We start from the raw sequence: 16,138 nt of genomic DNA, 5'->3' as shown, positions 1-16,138 counted from the left end.
CCTTTAAAAAAATACACCGGATCTTAAGATTATATTCGCATAAGGGCTGCACTCCCCAGTTCGAATGATGGCCTTTGCTGATTTTGTTTGTTTTTTGAAATCTTCATGGTTCACATAGGTAATTGGTATATCTTTTAGAAGAGCCTTAATTGCCAGCTCAGTCGTCGGATTGATGGTCTGAATCTCTTTGGCTAGAATAGCGCCTTCACAAATAAACTCACTCATTAAGGTTTCTAAAGTCTCCACAAAACTAGGTGTTCCTGCTTTTAGTGCTATATCAATCCGTCTAACACCTTCCGGAATTGGAAGGCCAGCATCTCCAATTACAATCTCGTCCATATGCCCCATTTTTGCTATCACTTCAACGATGTCCGCATTTAATACGATACCCTTTTTCATCTAAAGCCTCCTACATAATCTTCTACTTCTTTTAAAGTTGGCAATGAGGATTGAGCACCTAATTTGGTAACGGTTAAGGCACCAACAATCACAGCTCTTTTCATGGCTTCTTTTATACCTTCACCCTGAGCCATACCATACAGCAGTCCGCCTATAAAGCTATCTCCAGCAGCCGTTGTATCAACTGCTTTTACCTTATGACCTTTTTCATAGTGTAAATCACCTGTGGCATCCACATGGCATGCCCCATCTTCTCCAAGCGTGATAATAATTGCCTTAACACCCCTATCAAAAAGTACTTGTGCACCTTCTTTAATATGCGCCTCTGAATCAGGATGTATACCGGTTAAGGTTTCAAATTCTGTTTCATTCGGTACTAATAAATCGGTCAATCCAATCAATTGCTTCGATAAGGTTCTCGCTGGTGCAGGGTTTAGAATGGTATAGAGTCCTTGTTCCTTTGCCATGGAAAAAGCTGCCTCAATGGTTTCTATAGGTGTCTCAAGTTGTGCTAATAGATAGTCACATCCTTCAAACATCTCCTGAGTTAGATCTTCTTTCTTAAGTGCAAAGTTCGCACCGGGGATTACCACAATTGAATTGTCCCCACTATCGTTAACCATGATCAAAGCAACCCCAGTTGGTGGTCCTTGGACCGCCTTAGTGAGTTGAGCTTCTACACCATTTGTAGCTAGGTTTTTCATCAGCACGTCGCCAAATCCATCCATACCCACACGGCCAAGCATCGCCACCTCACCGCCTAATTTACCAATAGCAACCGCTTGATTGGCACCTTTCCCGCCGGGAATCTGCTCTAAGCCTTCTCCAAGTAAGGTCTCGCCAATTTTTGGTGTGATCTTTACCCGCGTCACCAAGTCCATGTTCAAACTACCTAGTACCAATATTTTTTTCATTTACTTCACCTCTCTAGGGTAAACGTTTAACCCCATAAATTTTTACTTCGTACTACCTCGTACCATTAACTTGGTTTCAAGTACCCATTCCTTTTGTATCCCATCTTTATGCTTAATGAGATCTAATATCATCTCTGCCGCTTTGTAACCCATTATATAGGAAGGTTGTCTAACTGTTGTCAGTCCTGGGGAGACAATTTCAGCCATATAAATATCGTCAAACCCAATAATACCGATGTCTTCCGGGATTCTTATGTTTTTTTCATGTAAAGCTTTATAGGCCCCAAGGGCTATCAGGTCATTGCCACAAAAAAGACTGTCAAAATCTACGTGATTTTCTATAAGTCCAATGGTATGCTCATAACCTAAGATACTGGTATAGTTCCCTTCAATAAGATGATCTTCTATAGGCAAAATACCTTTTTCTTTGTGTGCCCTTAAAAACCCGGCATAACGGTCCTTTGCGGTTTTAGATAGTAAAGGACCTGATATATGGTATATTTTTCTATAACCTTGATCCAACAAATAACAAACCGCTTCGAAAGCACCTTTTTCATTATCGACTGTAATCTTACCTTCAAGTTTTAGACCTTCAATCTCTCTGTCCACAGATACGACCGGTATGTTCAATCTCAAAAAAGCAGGACTCATGGTTGTACGCCGACTGGATGCCGTAAAGATGATGCCATCCACCATTTTCTCCTGTAACATCTCCAGATAACTTTCTTCTTTTTGAAGGTCGTTGTCCGAATTACATAGAATCAGAGTATAGCCCATCTCATTGGCACCATCTTCAACACCACGCGCCAGTTCAGGAAAAAATGGGTTGGTAATATCCGGAATCATAAGACCCAACGTTTTGGTTCGCTTCGTTACCATCGAGCTGGCAACACGGTTGGGTATATAACCTTGTTCCTTAATCACCTCAAGCACACGGTCCCTTGTCTGATGGGATATTTTCTCATCTTTATGGTTGATGACCTTAGACACTGTCGCTATGGATACGCCTGTCAATTCTGCAATATGCTTGATTGTCACTTTCATATAATGTCCGCCCCATCTAAGTAAACGTTTAACTAAGTATAATTATACAACTTTATTTACTAATGTCAATCTTTTTTTGTGATTATCACCAAAATCTTATTCCTATCCCAGCCCCTACTATTGAACCATTAAACTTGGCTTAATTAAGCCATCCACAATTCTAATAACACGTTTTGCCTGACTGGCGATGTTTTCATCATGGGTAATCATAACAATGGTATTGCCTTCATCGTTTAAGGTCTTAAACAGTGCCATGATTTCTTTGCCTGATTTTTGATCCAGATTACCTGTTGGCTCATCTGCCAGTATTAATTCCGGTTCACCCACAAGTGCCCGAGCAATGGCAACTCTTTGTTGTTGACCACCACTAAGTTCAATTGGCTTGTGGTGCATCCGATCTCCTAGCCCTACCATGTCCAGATAGACTTTTGCCTTTATCTTAGCCTCTTTTGAGGATCCGCCTCTTAATAGAATAGGCATTTCTACATTATTTAGTGTGGATAACCTGGGTAATAGGTTGAACTTTTGAAAAACAAAGCCAATTTTGTCGTTTCTCACTTTGGCCAACTCATCTTCAGAGAAATTTTCAATATCTTTCCCGTCCAATAAGTACTTCCCTTGGCTTTTTGCATCGATACAGCCTATGATGTTCATGATCGTTGATTTTCCGGAACCTGATGGGCCCAAAATGGCAACAAATTCCCCTTCAGTTATGGATAAATCAATGCCCTTTAGGACTTCAAGGATATTTTCTCCCATCTTATAAGATTTTTTTATGTTGGTCATCTCTATGATTGTCTTCATCAATTATCGTATTTGTAACTGAACAAATTCTGCGACAGCTACTTCTCCTTCTCCATCTTCTATGAGCCATATCTTAACGCTGGTTCCTTTTAGTATATCCCCAATGTTAAGGTCGATGAATTCACCCGTACCAGTGCTTTGAACCACTTTTGTACCAACCGGTATGACAACGTCTCTCATTTCACCAGACAGTTCCACCTTTTCCATTGGGTCTTTTTCAATATTCCTGGCATTTGCAGCTTGATTCGCTGCTTTTTTTTCTGCCTGCTTGGCCGCTTTCTCTTCATCTGTTAGCAACGCTTCTTGTTCCATATTTTCTTCACTCTCTGTATTCTTAAGCAACAATGAAACACTGACTTCATTACCTATAACATTTTTAATAATGCCCATGACCTCAGCTTTTCTTTCTGGTACGGGTGTTGTTGTCGCTTCAATGGTTGACGCCTCCGACGTTTTTGATTCTACCTCCGTCGTTTCAAAAGAACAGCCTGATATGTTGATTATCATCAGCAATACAATCATGGTTATAGTTATTTTATTCATTCTATTTGTCTCCTATTCATACCTTAAGGCATCTATGGGTCTAAGTGCTGCTGCACGGGTTGCAGGATAATAACCAAAAAAAGTACCGGTAACAACTGAAAAAACAAGTGCCAATACATAACCGTTTAAGGATGGGTTCACATCCACTTGTAAATATTTCATCAATGGCAGCGTAACAAAACTTAGAACAATACCAAGCATGCCGCCTAAAAAACTAATAATAATAGATTCCAGTAAAAACTGTAATAAAATATCCGCTCTTCTAGCGCCCAGTGCTTTTAAGATGCCAATCTCTTTTGTTCGTTCTCTAACCGATACAAAAAGAACATTCATAATGCCTATACCGCCAACAATCAAAACAATGGTCGCAACAGATATCAGCAAAACCGACATGGTTTTGGCACTGTCTTGTGCTGCGACTAATTTACTTCCGGCATCTTTGATCACTAAATCAACGCCTCCTATAGGCCGGTACGCTTCCCGAAAAATCTGTTCAAGCTCAATAATCGCGTTTCCAACGGCATTGATGTCTTTTGCCACTGCAATGATTCTAGGTTTTCCTGACGTTCCCACAACATAACTTTCTGCTGTTAAGTAGGGTAATAAAGCCGCTTCATCAATCAATAAACCTTGAATGGCATCACCAACACGCTCAATAATACCCACCACAGTATAGCGTTTACCACTTATGGTAATGCTCTCACCAATCGCGCCTTCTATATCTTCCGGAAAAAGTGTCTCTGCTAAGGTATACCCTAAAACAACAACCCTTTCACGCCGTTCATCCTGTGTTTCTTCAATAAAGGTCCCTTGATACATAGACAAATTACTCATTTCATCAAAGATGCTCGTCACACCTGCGATTGAACCATTATAAGTCTCATAATTTGAACTGATATCGCCTCGAATGGTCATTAAGATGGTCGCCCCTTGTACATTTTCTGCATTTTCAGTTATGAGGTTCACGTCTTCTTTTGATAGGGTATATTTGCTACCCGGACCCGTTTGAACATAAAGCGTTCCTACATTGAGCATAGCAAACTGTTCCTCAACGGCCTTTTCTGATGCTTTCCCTATGCCGACCACCATGATGATGGTAGCTGCACCAACAACAATACCAAGCATGGTCAAGAAAACCCTAAACTTATTGGCCAATATATTGGTAAAAATAGCTCTAAATATTTCTGTTATCTTCATCATTCACCTTCTTCTTATTTCAAGCTGCGGACTATGAGGGTTTCGCCTTCTTCTAGTCCCTGTATAACTTCAACATTTACGCCATCGGTTAACCCTGTAACCACCATTCTTTCTAGAATTTGGTCGTTTTCTTTTACTTCAACAACTTGTTGGTTGTTAACAATCTTTACGGCTGTGTTTGGAATAACCAATACCTCCAAGCGTTCCTTTAGTACAATACGTAGTAACGCCGACAAGCCTGATCGAATGGTGTCCGGATATTTTTCTAAGGTAATTTCAACTTCATAAGAAACAATCCCGTTGTTATCAATGGTGGGTGTCATACTTATCCACGAGATAAGACCCTCATAGGTCATACCATAATCACTTTCAAGCTCAACCAATACTTTTTGACCCAATGTCACTTGGCCGATATCAAGCTCGGATACCATAGAGAAAATCATAGGTCGTTCCTGATCAAGTATGGTTAGAAAAGCGTTTGTCGTTCCTACGTTGTTATTAACCACACCATGAATTGCGCCAATAACGCCCTCTGTATCCGCATATAAATATGCTTTTTCTAAATCTAACTTCAGCAACTCTAAACTCACCTTCTTGTCATCAATAACCAAATTATTCAGTGCTTGACTTTCATTCTTAAGCTTCTGAAGTTCATTTTTTTCAGAACCTAAGGTGGTTTCCAGTTGTTCTTTTTTATACAATTGATCATCATAAGCATTAGGCGTGTAAATACTAGGATATGCAGCCATGGTCTCTAGTAAACTTATTTCACGCTGAAGTTCTTTTGTGAGACTTTCAATGATAGCCTCTTGCTTTTGTATGTCATATGTATGATTCGTTATGTTTTCTTTTTGTCTTTCAATCTCTGTGTTAATGGCAATCTCGGTTTGTTTGATTTTTAATTCTAGATCATCTGTATTTAATTTTGCCAAAAGATCCCCTTTGACCACCACATCCCCAACTTCAAAGTGAAGTGCCTCAAGGACCCCGCTTGTATTAAAGTATTGCTCTTTTGATAAGACACGCACATTCCCATCCGCAATAAAATCAATGACAACATCACCGGACTTCACTTTTACCTCTTCAAGCACTTCAACTGGTGCACCCTCTACAGTATTTTTTGGCACCATATACCAAATGATCCCACCTAATAAAAACAAAGAAATAACCATAAATAAATGTTTTTTTTTCACATGAATACCTCACTTTATTCTATTTTATGTAACAAACTCGTCTTAGATTCTCTATCTTATCCCTATAACCATAGCCTTTTTCATTGGCTATTGTAGATTGGTCATCTTATTATACAAAAAACATGTGATGGATTTGTGAAATTTTTGAATATTATAGTTTTTTATGGTATATGGCTTTACCCAGTATGAATACCAAAAGGCGCAATCGGTTATACTACATCCGATTGCGCCTTTTGTATATTTAAGGGGGAACGTGTTAGACTATTAATTTTCTTTCCAATATGAGTGCTTCACCATTTTTAAAGTCTTTTATTTGATCTTCTTTGTTCATGGCTTTTTTCTCTAATGCTAATGTTGGTGAATGGAGGCCCACTTTCCATTCCCCTTCAAAATTCAGAAAAATATTTAAAGGACAAAGATCAATCGTCGCACCTTCCATATTGGCAATGAAGAATATCTGAGTGGTCTCATCCGGCGATGTGCGCCAGCCATAATAGATTGTGTTACATAGGACTGTATCACCTTTGTCACCCCATTCTCCGGTTTCTTTGGCACCGTTTATATATAATTTTCTGGCAAAATAGTCTTTTCGCACATGATTGACCGAATTGTACATCAGCCATGGATGACGTATTCTAAACTGTCGTAGATTAAAGTTGAATCTGGTATGAGCCGGATTTATACGATCCTCATAGCGATGAACTTTACAAGCCAAGATAGCGTCCTTCATAAAAACACTTGCCATTTTTCTAAGGTCGATACTACCGGAATCAGTATAGAACCGGGCCTTCTTAGGCATAAGTTCAACTAATTTTGAATCTGTAGACCAAGCTTGTACATCATAAGCATTTTGTTTTCTGCTATGTTCAAGGAGCATCATCAGCTGCATTTCATTTAAACCACTTAAATACGCCAGTTTATCCAGTTGCTGATTCAATGATCTTATCCTTTTTTCATTTCCTATATGATTATTATCTTCTGTATCCTTGGTCACATCTAGTAAAGCCCTCTTTAAAAAGCTTAGATTTTTCTCAAAGAGTTGTCTTGCATTGATCCTTCTTTGTTCTGAATCGTGAGCATCTTTTTGCATTTGTTTTACCAACAAATCGACGTATGTTTTATCTTCTTTGGTTTCTGGTTGGACTAAGCGGCTAAGTTGACTTTTGATTGCTTCAACATCTTCATAACATCCTTCTTCCCCTGGATCTTCAAAAAGCACACGTGCTGTTAGGGCATCTGTTTTAACTTTTGACTGTAGATCATATAAGTACTGAAGTACTTTGATTAGTAGGTTATAGTCATCTAAGCCTTGTCTTTTTAGCAAGGTAAAATTGTCTTTCCTCATAAAGGTGGCTTCATCTACATACCACTCGAAAAATTTTGCACCTTCTGAAGCCAGAATCTCAACACTATAGGTGGCGTCTATATCCCTAAGAAACATCCAAGGCGTATGTACCAAGGCATTAAGTAAAAACATAGGATGCCCCGGTAAAAATCCTAGCATCAAAGCCGAAAGTGCCTCATGGTCCATGGCATGATGGACCACTTGTTTTTTTGTATCCCCAAGGTATTGGTTATAGTAATTGGAAAAAGCATCTCCAGGTTTATACTCAAGCGATGATTGAGACGATACCATCTTATAGAAATACCTTGCATTATCATGATTGGACTGACCGGTGATCCAGTGTTCTCCGTATCTAAAAACCTCAACAAAGCGATCCCATTTATCCATGAACCACTTGTACTTACCATGAACATTATGGGCAAAAATAATCGGACTCCATTGCTTAGGTATTACATCATGGGGTAGGTTCATTTCTATGGTGTGATCTAGATATTTCGAATTATAAAGCCAGTTTAGATCATCCGGCCATGGTCGCCCATCTTCAAGATTAATATCCGGATGCCTTATTAAACCATTAATATTCTGCTCTATACTCACCAGTTCCTTTAGAAACGCATCATCCTGAATCCGGAAACCGGTACGGTTGTCTCTGGCCTTAATGAAATCCTGTGCCCCATCAATCCGAATACAGTCAAAGCCATAATCCACTTTTCTCCTGAGCATCTCTAATAACATGGCTTTAACGTTTGGGCTGGAAAAATCAATATCTCTGCCATACATATTAGGACCTGTTAAAAAACTGCTGTGTATGTATTTGGGATTAAGTGTATCTTGTGGCACTTCATCAAAGCTTTCCAAAAGAAAAGCGCCTTGAAAATCACAATGACCAAGAACCGAATCAATACAGATCTGAATGGGTCGACCCGGCATATTATGTAAAGTTTCAATCAACCCTAATAATTCATTCGGTCTTAAGGTCCCAAGAAGTGATGGGCTCACTGCAACGGATCCATAAATAGGCGTATCATAACCCCAGTTGGATATATTCGGCTTTTTAAGTCGAACCGTCATACGCTCTGTATTTTTATTTACAATTGTAAAAAACTCTCCCGTTTCTGCTTTAATATGTTCTCTTTCTGATGTTGGTACTTCCGGCATTAATTCTATGGTATCAAAACCTATATAGTTAAGGTCTTTATTACTTAATTGATCATATAGATCTTCAGAATCTTGATCTATACTTCTTTGAATCTTCTCACCGATAGTCTGAAAACGTTTTGCCAGCATTTCCAAAGTACCTTCCTCCGTTGCTGTTTGGGTATGAATCTCCAAACAGGAACCGATATGATTGGCCTGGTAAGAGCCATCTGGGTAAATAGCCAAATGGTTTTGATGAAAATAATCCATGTCCTTTCTATTATGAAACATCGTTTCCATATCAAATACTTCTGATGGCCCATAGATACCAAAAGGTACTGAGCAGCTTAAAGGATCTCGAATGTACTTTTTACGGTCATCCATATCCACCACTAACCAATACAAGTCACCCAGTTGCTCTTTGTTACCCCGTGTTAAGCCTTCTACTACACCTATCAAATAATCTTCAACCACCATAAGAGGCAGATGAACAATGTCCATAGTAACTTCCTGGGTATTCAAAGCCTCTTCAACTTTTCTGACTTTTGGTTTTAGAATCTCAAGATAGAGGGATGAGGCAAATTGATGGATGTATCCACGACCCATTCCCGGAACCCAAAACCCAAATAAAGTCTCATGAGCGTTTATTATTTTTACACCCATATGGTCTTTTGTTACCGTCTTAACCGCCTCATAGTGGTCACTCTTATCCAACACTTGCTGTATCTGTTGTATATATTCAATTGTTTTCATTTCATTTAATCGAATTTTTTTACCGGACTCCATCCAACACCTCCTCTTAATTGAACCTATTCCTTTGAATAAATCTACCTACAACATATAAATAGCATATCAAGCATTCACTACTGTATGTTGTAGGTAGTGGTTCAACTAATTCGCCAATTCTTCAATTTTCCCAGCCAATTGATTCGCAAATTCTGCTTTTGTAATATCACCTTTTGCAAAAGACTCATATATTGGTCCTATGGTACCCATACCAAAGCCGTCAGGCATATCATTTTGAAGCCAAGTATAAGCCCCCTTCTCTTTGACGAGCCATTTTGCTACATCTGCTGACAAGGGCGCATCTGGCGTCATTGTCACATTTGTAAATGCAGGTATCATTTTGGCTTCATTGACCATATAATTATGACCTTCTTCTGATGTTGCTATAAAGTTTAGGAATGCTTTTGCCTCATCAAGATGTTCACTATCCTTATTAAGAACATAGTATGAAGGTGCACCAATAAAGATGGCATTATGTTCACCGGCAACGGATGCATGAGGTACATAGCCCATCTCAAAATCAACACCATTTTCAGCTAACCATGGGTCAATCCAGTTACCTTGATGAATGAAAGCTGTTTTACCTGTTGCAAAAGCACCAACTTGTGCATCATAATTACCCGTAAGAAGAATGCGTTTCTCTGCATAGTCAAATAATATTTCTACCCAATCTGCATATTCTTCTAAACGTTCTCTATCCGCTTCACCTTTTAGTAGCTTATCTAATACGGAACGATCTCCATATTCAAGACCCGCTGATAGGTAGCCATTGAAATTATGAAGACCTGTTACCCAACGAAGCTCTGGACCAACCGCCATTGCGACAACACTATCAAGACCTAAGCTGTCTTTTTGTGCATCTATTTTCTCAAAAGCTGCTTTAAAGGCTTCTTGGGAAGTTAATGTTGTAGGATCAACACCTGCTTCTTCAAGTATTGCTTTGTTATAACCCATACCCCAAGCTTCAACCGCAACGGGAAATCCATAGACTTGATCATCCACAACAAATTCAAGGGCTGTCAAATCAATCCATTCATCACCTTCAAAGGTTGCCATTTTACTATTCCATGTATTGTACCCGCCCATGCCTTCAATAATAAAGATATCCGGTTGTTTATCGGACTGAAACTCAGCTTTTAGGTTTTCTTGATAGGGTGCATCACCGCCTGATGTCTTAACGGTAACTTTAACACCTGTTAACCCTTCATATAGCGTTGCAAATGCCACCAGTTGTTCACCAATCTCTACCTTATTCTGATACATAATCACTTCTACATCATCTTTGACTTCTTCATTTCCACTCTCTGTTGTTCCGGATTCTTGAGAGCTTGTTACATCTCCTTCGACTTTCTCTTGGCCTGCGCCACAACCTACTACTAGTGCAAGTACCAATACCAATGCTAATAATTGTTGTAATTGCTTTTTCATAAAATCCTCCCAATTCCTTATTTATATTTTTTCTTGATACATTTTAATTATATGACCATATATCTGTCCTTTCTGTCATTTTTCTGATATAATATGCACAAAACTGATATGAACGTATTTAACAACACATAAGGCAAAGGAGCGGGTTTTGTGAAAAAGTCAATAAAAAAAGAACGTTTACGTAACCTCACAAGAGAGTATACACATCCTTCTTATACATTTGAAGTGAAATTATTAAATGAAATGAGACTAGGTTTACGTACGCAAGCCATTCGTACAATGGATACCATCAACACCCTAGAAAGAGCAACCCTCTCCAAAAATAAGATACGCTCCAAGCGTAACTCCTTAATTATCTGGTGTTCCTTGTTTGCGAGAAGTGCTATTGAAGCCGGCGTTAACTATGAGGATGCCTTTGCCCTCAGCGACATCCTCATTAATGATATTGATGATACTCAAAACATGGAAAAACTCATGGCTTTTGAGTACCATATGATCAATGAGTTTATTGACCTCATTCACGATTTTCATCAGGAAGCCTACCACTACCCTGTATCCAAAATCATAAAATATATCCATGCCCACGCCAATGAAAAACTTACTGTCAACAGGCTGGCCGCTATCTTTGGCCTTCATCCTGATTATTTGTCCAAATTATTCAAAAAAGAGGTTGGCATAACCTTAACCCGATTTATACAAGACAAAAAAACTGAGCTTGCAAAGAATTTCTTAACATACTCTCAAATGACCGTAACTGAAATCGCAACATTATTGGACTTTTCAAGCCATAACTATTTTTCAAGAACTTTTAGGCGTGTTACCCATATGACCCCTTTAGAATTTCGCAAGTCAACGATGAAATATGAGAATGAGTGACTTATCTTTTTTCCAGGGGTAAATATATTCGTTTAGGTTCTACACAGTTATAAGCCGGACGAATAATTTTACCGTCGTTAGCTAATTCTTCAAGGATATGGGCACACCAACCACTAATCCTTGCTATTGCAAAAAGTGGTGTAAAAAGTTGCTGTGGTATGTCCAACATCCTGTATACAAACCCTGAATAAAAATCCACATTGGCAGATATGCCTTTATAGATTTTCCGGTGCTTACCTATGACTTCAGGTGCCAGTTTTTCTACTAGATTATAAAGCTCAAATTCTTTGTCCAATCCCTTTTCCTTAGCCAGTTCCCTAACATAGCTCTTAAAAATAATGGCCCTAGGATCCGATATAGAATATACCGCATGACCGATTCCATAAACCAAACCGGTTCTGTCATAGGCCTGTTTGGTTACAAGTTTTTCCACATAGTTGCTGACCTCGTCAGGATCTTGCCAATCGTCTACGTTGGCTTTGATCTCTTCAAACATTTCCACCACTTTAATATTGGCCCCACCATGTCGAAGTCCTTTTAAAGAACCCATGGCTGCCGCCACCACTGAATATATATCTGTATAAGCGGATGATACAACATGGGTTGTAAAGGTGGAATTGTTACCACCACCATGTTCTGCATGGAGTACCAAAGCCAAATCCAATAACTTGGCTTCTAGATCCGTATGTTGATTGTCATGCCTTAACATGAACAAAATATTTTCCGCAATACTTAAATCCTTTCTTGGTGAGTGGATGACAAAGCTTTTCTTTTCATGATAATGGGCGTAAGCTTGATAACCATAAATCGCCAAGAGGGGAAAATGCGCAATCAACTGTATGCTTTGCCTAAACACATTTCTCTCACTTAGGTCATCGGCCTGATCATCAAAACAAAAAAGTGTCAATACACTCCTTGCAATGGTATTCATTAAGTCTTTACTTGGTGCTTTCATGATGATGTCACGAACAAAGTCATCCGGTAGGTCATAATTGTTGGCAATTAAACCCCGAAAATCCCGAAGCTCAATAGCATCCGGAAGGTGTCCTACAAGAAGTAGAAAACAGGTTTCTTCAAAACCAAATCGTTCGTCTTTCAAAAATCCATTGACCAAGTCTTCTACATTAACACCTCTATAGCTTAATCGACCTGGGACCGGTATCGATTTACCATCGGATATAATATAAGAGTGAACCTCTCCAATCCGAGTCAACCCAGCCAAAACCCCTTTACCATCTATATCTCTAAGGCCTCGTTTTACTTCATACCTTGCATATAATTCCTTATTCACCTTATTTGCGCGACATGATTGATTGCTCCATTTTGTTATTAGTCCGTTTAGATTGTTATCCATATTATACCCTCCTCATCTTAATACATCCCTAATAACTGCCTTTATATTATTAACATCTACTCACTTTACATCCTATTTTGTAAGACTTACCGTATAGGTCGATTGATCCCAAGTAATATCAACACCAAGGGCTTCCCCTATGACTCTAAGGGGTACCATGGTTCGATTGTTAAGCAATATGGCTGGTACGTCGCCTACAACCCTTTCCTCTTCCACCTTGATATGAATAACCGGATAACCCTCATAATAGATACGCTCAAAAGTTGCTTCTTCATTTATGTCTTCAGTATCCGGACTCAGTTCTTCCGGTCTCTTATCGTCTGTTTCTTCTGAAGTTGCCTCGGATGTCTGAACCGGATAATGTGTGCTTAACAGATATAGATTCCCTTCTTTTCTAATAGCATGGTCACCAATATATAGGATTGGTTTACCTTCATCTTTAACGATGATACCTTCTGATTTGATGCTATGAGCAATGGCATAGGCCCGATCATCAAAATCTCTTACATAATGATCTTCTACATATAATCTGTATTCCAGATAGCCGGTTCTTCTTCCTACCCGTTCTGCCAGAAGGGGTATAATCTTGACTTTCTCATAAGTATTACTGTATAATGCCTGTGGCGTCGGTAACTGAGTTGTTATCGGCAGTGACTCCACAGTTATCATAGGCTTTAAGGTCATGGCTGCAGCAAAATCAGATGCATAACCGGTCATCTGTACAGCGGTTTTTGGTTGACCCATCTCATAACCTATAAAAGTATCGATTTCCTTGGCCAAGGCCTTGGCTCTAAGTCTAAAACGCTCCGGCATATTAGGGTTGTCCCAAAACACGACCTCACCTCTTGAGTGCATAGTAATAAAATTCCTAAAATCATACCGAAGTATATAATCCATCAAGATAACCGTTTCCAGTTCGCTACCGGCTCTCGAACCGGCGTAGAAAGCACTGGACGGTTGACTTTTGTACAGAGTATTATCCTTGTATATGTCCCACTGATCTACAAAAACACCTGACACCTGATTCAAAGCAATTCTTGCTTGTTCAGTCCTTACAGCTTCTAGTCCTCGCCTAGCCAATTCAAAACCATCGGGATTTGTTACCGGTAGAAAATGAAATACTGAACGTCCAAGAACCTCTCTAAGATCTATGCCTTGAATCTTCTCATGATTCATATAGGCTTTGGCATAATCTTCAATCATCTTAAGGACCAATATCGGATTAACATCCTCTCTTGCATGTAACCCTGCATCCACCATATAATGCATACGCTCTCCATAGATAAGATTGGGTTCTAAGTATGTTTCATTTTCTGTCATTATTAAAGCAAAAATAGAACGCTGATCAAAAGATTCTACAAGATATTCGTACTGTAGAATCTGTGGGTATGCTTCACTTAGTTCTATAGCAATCTCATGAAGTTGATCATAAGTATATGCACTACCTTTTTCCAATTCTATGAACGTCATTTCAGCACCACTTATCTCTTGTTTCATCATTACACCTAAAAACAGTACCAGTAGGATGTTCAAAATCCTTTTTAAGCAATCACTACGATTCATACCAACACCCGTTTATCCCTCGTTCACCGTTAATAGATTCCTATAGTCTTCCATATTAGGAAAAGAACGTTCTGATGCAATTTTATAAACCAAATCCAGATCATAAGCCACTTGCCTAAGCTCAACGTTAAAACCCGTATTGGTATCCATGATAGCATAAGCCGCCCGTGTATCATTTTTATGGTTGCAAACCCCCACGGCGCCCGGATTAATCAATCGATGAACATGATATCTATGACTTATTTGCTTATGGGTATGTCCAAATAAAACAACGCCTTCTTCTGAGTATTTAAGCTGGCGTTCTAGTTTTTCCGGTTTTTCTAATGGGTCCATTCCGTCGTCCATACCAAGGGGTGAGCCGTGAACACACAAAATATCATAGTGCTCAATATGAAGGTGGCTCATCTTCTTTTGAGCAATGAGCGCATCCATTTCACTTCCTTCTAGCCGATGTGCCATATAGTCATAATAAGCTAAAAGTAGAATTTCTTTTTTAGTTGTTGGTAATATATCAATCATAGCATCATCCAACCACGCATCTGTGTTGCCTTTTAGCCAGACTAGAGGTTTCAGTGCCATCATTCTCTCAAAAACCTCTTTAGGCTGGGGGCCTTTTGCCACTAAATCACCTAAAAAGATTATGTTGTTGATATTTTGATGATTCATATCTTGTACAACCGCTTCAAAAGCAACATCATTACCATGAATATCTGAAAGAATTGCTGTTCTCATAACTCCACCACCTTTGTACTATTATCTCACATCCTGCCGTGTGTGACAATATTTTCAGAATAATATAAGAACCCATACAGGAACATATTAATCTGTCCTTTATGGGTTCTTATGTTGATAACACTGTTTTTTCACTATTATGAATTATACAATCACTTTCGCTTTGTACACGATTTTTAACATGATAGGCGTAATCAAGGTTGTTACTAGGACTACCATAATCAGAGGCGCAAAAGCCTGATCAGTAATTAATCCCACAGACATACCTTTACTGGCCACAATCAGAGCCACTTCTCCCCTAGAAACCATACCAACACCAATCCTCAGAGCGTCCTCTTTGGAATAACCCATGATTCTGGCACCGATACCACAACCGACCACTTTCGTCAATATAGCAATCGCTAGTAACACCAGCGCAAAAATGAGTATACTAAAGTTCAAAGTCTCAATGGCCGTCTTAATACCGATACTTGCAAAGAAAATTGGAGAAAACAACATATAAGAAGTGATCTCAACTTTTTCATTAACGTAATCATGACTGCCCAGATTGGCGATGATGATACCGGCCAAATAAGCGCCTGTAATGTCTGCAATACCAAAGAATTCTTCTGCAATATAGGCAAACATTAAACAGAGTATAAGGCTGTATATGGGTACGCGCCGCTTACGACCATATTTTTCCGTCATATAGGCAAAGACTCTGTTAAAGACTAAACCACTAATTATGGCAAATACAAAAAATCCACCGATTCTCATAAATATACCTATCATGCTCACACCATCACTGGCAAATCCCATAATGATGGTCAATATAATAATTCCC

Annotated in this window: 14 protein-coding genes; 1 reads left to right on the top strand and 13 read right to left on the bottom strand. The window is 39.1% G+C overall.

Annotated features, from left to right (window positions below; translation table 11 throughout):
* Positions 1-3 precede the first annotated feature (3 nt).
* The 9 genes from rbsD to P0N36_RS03020 all read right to left on the bottom strand — a co-directional run bounded on the left by rbsD (position 4) and on the right by P0N36_RS03020 (position 10,790).
* The gene (gene rbsD / locus P0N36_RS03060; RefSeq protein WP_275841363.1) at positions 4-399 is read right to left on the bottom strand and encodes a D-ribose pyranase; all 396 of its coding nucleotides are present in this window, start codon (positions 397-399) and stop codon (positions 4-6) included.
* A complete protein-coding gene (gene rbsK, locus P0N36_RS03055; RefSeq protein ID WP_275841362.1) occupies positions 396-1,313 on the bottom strand; it encodes a ribokinase in 918 nt (305 codons plus the stop codon). The genes rbsD and rbsK overlap by 4 nt, the downstream gene beginning before the upstream one ends.
* A gap of 42 nt (positions 1,314-1,355) precedes the next feature.
* On the bottom strand, positions 1,356-2,357 hold the full coding sequence (locus P0N36_RS03050) for a LacI family DNA-binding transcriptional regulator (RefSeq protein ID WP_275841361.1): 1,002 nt from the start codon (positions 2,355-2,357) through the stop codon (positions 1,356-1,358).
* 117 nt (positions 2,358-2,474) lie between these two features.
* Complete coding sequence (locus tag P0N36_RS03045) at positions 2,475-3,161, bottom strand: ABC transporter ATP-binding protein (RefSeq protein WP_275841360.1); 687 nt, start codon at positions 3,159-3,161, stop codon at positions 2,475-2,477.
* Positions 3,162-3,164: 3 nt separating this feature from the next.
* Entirely contained in the window at positions 3,165-3,704 is a 540-nt protein-coding gene (locus tag P0N36_RS03040; RefSeq protein WP_275841359.1) for a hypothetical protein, read from the bottom strand.
* Positions 3,705-3,716: 12 nt separating this feature from the next.
* Positions 3,717-4,904: an ABC transporter permease gene (locus tag P0N36_RS03035; RefSeq protein WP_275841358.1), complete on the bottom strand. Its 1,188-nt coding sequence runs from the start codon at positions 4,902-4,904 to the stop codon at positions 3,717-3,719.
* Between the two features lie 11 nt (positions 4,905-4,915).
* Complete coding sequence (locus P0N36_RS03030; protein WP_275841357.1) at positions 4,916-6,094, bottom strand: efflux RND transporter periplasmic adaptor subunit; 1,179 nt, start codon at positions 6,092-6,094, stop codon at positions 4,916-4,918.
* A 256-nt stretch (positions 6,095-6,350) separates the two neighbouring features.
* Positions 6,351-9,362 carry a glucosylglycerol hydrolase gene (gene gghA / locus P0N36_RS03025; RefSeq protein WP_275841356.1) on the bottom strand — a complete coding sequence of 1,004 codons (3,012 nt, stop codon included), beginning with the start codon at positions 9,360-9,362 and terminating at the stop codon, positions 6,351-6,353.
* Positions 9,363-9,467: 105 nt separating this feature from the next.
* Complete coding sequence (locus P0N36_RS03020; protein WP_275841355.1) at positions 9,468-10,790, bottom strand: ABC transporter substrate-binding protein; 1,323 nt, start codon at positions 10,788-10,790, stop codon at positions 9,468-9,470.
* A 150-nt stretch (positions 10,791-10,940) separates the two neighbouring features.
* Here P0N36_RS03020 and P0N36_RS03015 point away from each other — a divergent pair, with 150 nt between their 5' ends.
* On the top strand, positions 10,941-11,666 hold the full coding sequence (locus P0N36_RS03015; RefSeq protein ID WP_275841354.1) for a helix-turn-helix domain-containing protein: 726 nt from the start codon (positions 10,941-10,943) through the stop codon (positions 11,664-11,666).
* Position 11,667: 1 nt separating this feature from the next.
* On the opposite strand, the gene P0N36_RS03010 is transcribed toward P0N36_RS03015, so the two are convergent.
* From P0N36_RS03010 to P0N36_RS02995, 4 genes are all read right to left on the bottom strand, one after another.
* The gene (locus tag P0N36_RS03010) at positions 11,668-13,020 is read right to left on the bottom strand and encodes a citrate/2-methylcitrate synthase (RefSeq protein ID WP_275841353.1); all 1,353 of its coding nucleotides are present in this window, start codon (positions 13,018-13,020) and stop codon (positions 11,668-11,670) included.
* A gap of 72 nt (positions 13,021-13,092) precedes the next feature.
* Complete coding sequence (locus P0N36_RS03005; protein ID WP_275841352.1) at positions 13,093-14,583, bottom strand: M14 family zinc carboxypeptidase; 1,491 nt, start codon at positions 14,581-14,583, stop codon at positions 13,093-13,095.
* 12 nt (positions 14,584-14,595) lie between these two features.
* A complete protein-coding gene (locus P0N36_RS03000; protein ID WP_275841351.1) occupies positions 14,596-15,315 on the bottom strand; it encodes a metallophosphoesterase family protein in 720 nt (239 codons plus the stop codon).
* Positions 15,316-15,459: 144 nt separating this feature from the next.
* A partial coding sequence (locus P0N36_RS02995; protein ID WP_275841350.1) for a cation:proton antiporter occupies positions 15,460-16,138 on the bottom strand: 679 nt, incomplete at its 5' end.

It is taken from the genome of Petrocella sp. FN5, from assembly GCF_029210395.1.
Lineage (GTDB): Bacteria > Bacillota > Clostridia > Lachnospirales > Vallitaleaceae > Petrocella.
This window is presented reverse-complemented; position numbering and strand designations above follow the sequence as displayed.